Genomic DNA, 2,763 nt, shown 5'->3' on the forward strand with positions numbered 1-2,763 from the left:
ACAGCCAAAAGTATAAGGGCAATAACACCGCAATAAGCAGTAAGTTTATTTCTTTCTCCACTTGTCTTATATCCCCTGTGGATAATATCTCCTATAAAGACAGTACCTATAAGGTAACTCACTATTAGGTCTCCTGTCTGGTAACCCTCTAAGAATGAATGTGTGAAAACACCAGTCTGTTGTGGAGCTATCGGACTTCCTACTGGAGTAAGTACTCCCTTTATAATTATCCCTAGTAGTACAACAACTAGTACTGGTGTTAGGAACTTACCAACCTTATTTATCATCTTACTTACGTCAAGTGAGAAATAAAGGGCTATAGCAAAGTATCCTATAATAAATACTATAATTGGTACACCTGGGAAAAGGGCCTTAAATCCTAATTCATAAGCAACAGCTCCTGTACGAGGTACAGATATACTTCCAGCAAATAACATTATAAACAATAGCAAAAATTTAGCAAAATTCTTATGTATATCTTCTGTCATGGCCTCAAGAGACCCACCGTTTTTCGAAATTACATATAGTCCAACAACCGGCATTAATACTGCAGAGACACAAAATCCTATAGCGGCTAAAGACCATTGGCTACCTGAAATAAAGCCCAGTAGGGGAGGAAAGATCAGGTTTCCTGCGCCAAAGTAGGAACCGAATAAGGCTAGTCCTACTATAAAAATATCTTTCTTTTGTTTTTTCATTTTCTTCTCCTTTTTGTTTAACTAATATTGATGAAAGAGATAGAGAAGTTTAGCAAGGAATTAAGGAACCAGTTGCGCACCCTGGTTATAAGTTATAAAAAAAAGCTCCCATCCTATAAAGGACGAGAGCATAACTCACGTGTTACCACCTTAATTCATCTTTTTATCACTAAAAAGACCTTATTGAGTACTATCATACTCGCAATGCTATAACGGGCACACCCGTCGCAACCTTAACCTAAATTTAGATCTCGATGCGATGACTCCAAGGCCATGTTCAAAAGCTTCTCTCTCATTTCTCTCACCAACCGAAATGTCTCTGTACTGATTGAATGACTTTTTACTCTTCTCTTCAACGTCTTGATATACATTATAAAAAGAATCAACCCTTTTGTCAATGCAAAAAACAAAAAAATTTCAAAAAATTTTCTAATTTTTATAAATTATATTCTTTAAATACTATAGATTAATAACTAAATTGTCAATTAACCTGGTTTTTCCAATGTATACAGCCATAGCTATTAGGGTATTATCCTTTATAGTTTCAACCTGATCGAAGGTATCAAAATCTATAATTTCCACATAATCTATCCTGGCTAGTTTCTCTTTTTCTATTTCATTTTTTATAATTTTTAAGACCTCTTCCTTGGATAAATTTCCAGAATCAATAGCCTTTTTACCCTCAAGGATACTCCTTCTTAGAACTGTAGCTGCAGCCCTTTCTTCCTCATTAAGGTAGGTATTTCTTGAACTTTTGGCTAGTCCATCATCTTCCCTGATTATAGGACAGCCAATGATTTCAATACCAAAATTAAGGTCTCTGACCATCCTCTTTACTATGGCCAGCTGCTGGATGTCTTTTTCTCCAAAATATGCCCTATCAGGCCTTACTATAGTGAATAGCTTGGTTAAAACCGTACATACTCCCCTAAAATGACCTGGTCTAGACACTCCACATAGGATATTTGTCATTTTTTCACTCGGAACAACAAAGGTACTGTAGCCATCTGGATACATTTGGTCTGGCTCTGGATGGAATATATAGTCAGCCCCTATTTCCTCGCACAACTTGGCATCAGCTTCTAAAGTCCTTGGATAACTCTCATAATCTTCATCCGGTCCAAACTGGGTTGGATTTACAAATACACTTACAACCACCTTGTCATTGTTTTCTACCGCCCTTTTTATAAGGCTCTTATGTCCCTCGTGTAGGCAACCCATGGTTGGAACCATACCCAGGCTATATCCATCTGCCTTTATTTTTCTAGTAATTTCAATTATTTCATCTATACTTCTTATAACTTTCATTTTTCCTAAACCTCTCACTAATTTATCAGCTATAATCCAAGGCTTATTTTTGAGTCTGGACTACTATTTATATATCTTCTTATGACTAATATAGCTTTTCTATTACTTCTTCAGATATCTTAAAGCAGTGCTTTTCCTCTGGGAATGAACCATCAGCTACTGCATCTATATAAGCCTTTATACCTTCAGTCATAACCTCTCCAACATTAGCAAATTTTCTTACAAACTTTGGAGTAAAATCTTTGTATACTCCCAACATATCCTGGTAAACCAAGACCTGACCATCACAACCAGGGCCTGCACCTATTCCTATAGTTGGTATATCAAGCATAGAGCTTATCTTTTCTGCAAGTGCAGCTGGTACACATTCTAGTACAAGAGCAAAGGCTCCTGCCTCCTGAACTGCAAGGGCATCCTCTATCAAAGCCTGGGCAGATTCTAGACTCTTTCCCTGGACCTTGAAGCCTCCTAGGGCATTTACAGCCTGTGGTGTAAGACCTAGATGGGCACAAACTGGTATCTTGGCATCTGTTATAGCCCTTATAACATCACAAACTTCCTTACCACCCTCTAGCTTTACACAATTGGCACGCCCTTCTCTCATCAACCTACCCGCATTTATTACGGCGTCCCTAATACCTGTATTATATGATAAAAATGGCATATCACCTACAACTAAGGCATTCTTTGTACCCCTAGCAACTGCAGCTGTGTGGTGGATCATGTCCTCAATAGTTACGCTTAGGGTGTCTTCATA

At 37.8% G+C, this 2,763-nt stretch carries 3 protein-coding genes and 1 other annotated feature; all 3 genes read right to left on the bottom strand.

Annotation, left to right across the window (positions count from 1 at the left end; all coding sequences use genetic code 11):
* Positions 1-698 (bottom strand): branched-chain amino acid transport system II carrier protein (locus ACW6OJ_RS07880; protein ID WP_456096255.1); only part of this gene is annotated, 698 nt, incomplete at its 3' end.
* A gap of 115 nt (positions 699-813) precedes the next feature.
* Positions 814-1,063: a binding site (T-box leader), on the bottom strand.
* A gap of 94 nt (positions 1,064-1,157) precedes the next feature.
* Positions 1,158-2,006: a pantoate--beta-alanine ligase gene (gene panC, locus ACW6OJ_RS07885; RefSeq protein WP_456096256.1), complete on the bottom strand. Its 849-nt coding sequence runs from the start codon at positions 2,004-2,006 to the stop codon at positions 1,158-1,160.
* 85 nt (positions 2,007-2,091) lie between these two features.
* Positions 2,092-2,763 (bottom strand): 3-methyl-2-oxobutanoate hydroxymethyltransferase (gene panB / locus ACW6OJ_RS07890; protein ID WP_456096257.1); only part of this gene is annotated, 672 nt, incomplete at its 5' end.

This window comes from Peptostreptococcus sp. (genome assembly GCF_977045075.1).

What these genes read in the sequence shown, in the direction of transcription:
- panC (WP_456096256.1), bottom strand. Translation starts at nt 2,006, where the DNA reads ATGAAAGTTATAAGAAGTATAGATGAAATAATTGAAATTACTAGAAAA.